General features: G+C 65.5%; 2 protein-coding genes. One reads left to right on the top strand and one right to left on the bottom strand.

The annotated features are described in order from the left end of the window. Nucleotides 1–320: 320 nt before the first annotated feature. Nucleotides 321–584 (top strand): hypothetical protein, encoded by a 264-nt coding sequence (locus tag IEZ12_RS37225; RefSeq protein WP_189278855.1) that lies wholly within the window; start codon nt 321–323, stop codon nt 582–584. Nucleotides 585–757: 173 nt separating this feature from the next. Here IEZ12_RS37225 and IEZ12_RS37220 read toward each other — a convergent pair whose 3' ends face one another. After that, on the bottom strand, nt 758–2,002 hold the full coding sequence (locus IEZ12_RS37220) for an IS701 family transposase (RefSeq protein WP_189278853.1): 1,245 nt from the start codon (nt 2,000–2,002) through the stop codon (nt 758–760). Nucleotides 2,003–2,193 lie beyond the last annotated feature (191 nt).

The following is a 2,193-nucleotide window of genomic DNA, read 5'->3' as shown; positions in this document are numbered from 1 at the left end:
CCCACAACTCGTCCGGCACCAGACGCTCCACGATCAGCACGCCCAGAGTCTAGCTATCCAAATGAGATGACTTCTTACTTCGGTGAGAAGAGTGTCGCCGGCGAGTATCAAGGGCGTGGGCCGTATGCACCTGGAATGATCAGGTACGACATGCATCCGTCGTTCCTTGAGAAGTTTGGTGACACTGCCAGGCGATATGACTGGCAAGGGCCTGGCGGGAGCCCGCGCATCGAATTCGAGATCCCGTTTGAGCGGCTTGATGAGTTCAACTCGCTCACACTAAACCGCACGTGGTTGCCCATGGGAGGTGGCTGACAGGCATGGACGTTCCTCTGCATCACGAGTTTGACGTGACCGTGGTGGCGGTTCGACCTTGGGGCCTAGAAGTCGAGTTTCAAGACGGAACTCCAGGCTTGATCGACAACACCAAGGATCCCGCCTGGCCTTCAGGTGATCGAGTCTCGGTTGTCGGCACCGCGCTTCATGTCGTCGTGATTGACGACCAGCGTGACCCGGTCCGACTGAGTGCACTTAGCGTTGATTTTGAGATTGCCCGCACCAAGAGGTCGGCGACAAGCGGGTAATTTCGCCTGCTAACGCGAAGAGGCCCTACCGGAATATTTTCCGGTAGGGCCTCTTCGGCATCTGAGGGGAGCTTGACGGCAGTAGTTGACGGCAACGTCAACGGACGGGTGCTGCACAAAGCGGTGGGTCGTCGCCGTCGCCGGGCTAGTACTCCAGCTGTAGATCTTGATCTTCATCGTGGTTGGGCTGCTTGCCGCTGGTAGTGGCCGTGGCGGGCGCGTGCTTGGTGCCGGCGCCGCCATTCCGACCATCGGAGCCAGTGGGCGAGGTCACGGACGGGCTGGGCGAAGAAGGCTGCGAACAGGCGTCGGATCTCGTTGCAGGTCAGCGGGCTGAGTTCGGCCGCCGCGACGTTCGTGGCCCGTTCGATGGCTGCGGCGACGGCAAGGAAGGCATGGGCGAGCATGGCCAGGGTGGTCCAGCGGTGCCAGGAGGTCCAGCGGCGGACCTGGTGCTCGTCGAGTCCGGCCAGGCCCTTCGTGGCTTGGAAGGTCTCCTCGACGGTCCAGCGGCGTCCGGCCACCTTGACCAGCGTGGTGAGCGGGATCGGCCGAGGCGAGTAGCAGCGGTAGAAGGCGAGTTCACCGGAGCGCCGGTTGCGTCGGACGAGCAGCCATCGGTGGCCGGGGCGCCCGGGCGGGCTGTCGATGTCGACCTGGGCCCAGTCGTAGAAGCGGTGGCCCTTGGCCCCGGCTCCTGCGGACAGCCGCTGCCAGGCACGTTTCGGCAGGCCGTGGTCCAGCACGCCGGCGCGGAAGACACCCACACGGGTGGCGATCGGCCGCTTGCGCGAGACGGCGAGGACGTAGCCGATCTGACGCCTTTCCAGCTCGGCGCTCAGGTGCGGGTCGCCGCCGTAGACCTCGTCGCCGGTGACCCATGAGGCCGAGACGCCGGCGTCCAGGGCCTGGGCGATCATCTCGGTGGCCAGGGCGGGTTTGGTGGCGAACTTCAGGCCGTCGGGTATGCAGACGGTGCGGCACCGGTCGGGGTCCTGGGCCCAGGAGCGGGGGACGTAGAGGCGGCGGTCGATCGCGGCGTGCCCGGCCGGGGCGGAGTAGACCAGATAGACAGCCACTTGGGAGTTCTCGATCCGTCCCGCGGTGCCCGTGTACTGGCGCTGAACCCCGACGCTCGCGGTCCCCTTCTTCAGGTCCCCGGTCTCGTCGACGACCAGCACCGCGTCCTCGTCGCGGAGGTGGTCGACCACGAAGTCCCGTATGTCGTCACGGACCTGGTCGGCATCCCAGGACGCCCGGCTGAGCAGATGCTGCATGCCGGCGGGACTCGCGTCACCTGCGTGCTCGGCGATCGTCCAGCAGTTCTTCCTCGGCATGCTCGCAAGGAGCCCCAGCACGGCCGCCCGCGCCCGGCGACGAGGCTCCACTCGCGTGAACCGGCCTGCAACCTTGGCCATCAGGTCCTCGAATACCGACTGCCAGCGGGCAGGGTCTACGCTGTGGCCCACGGCCACCGGCTGATCTTCGTTTGTCGACACAACTCACGATGATCATCGGTGGCCGTCTGCGTCTCTAAAGGCTGTCTCGTAACTCACCTGGCAGCATTGGGGCACGTGCCCTGCCGGTCATCCGGCGAGGGCGAGGTTGT

This window comes from Kitasatospora griseola (assembly GCF_014648555.1).
GTDB classification, from domain to species: domain Bacteria; phylum Actinomycetota; class Actinomycetes; order Streptomycetales; family Streptomycetaceae; genus Kitasatospora; species Kitasatospora griseola.
Note: the sequence above shows the minus strand (reverse complement) of the source record. Positions and strands in the feature narration are given on the sequence as shown.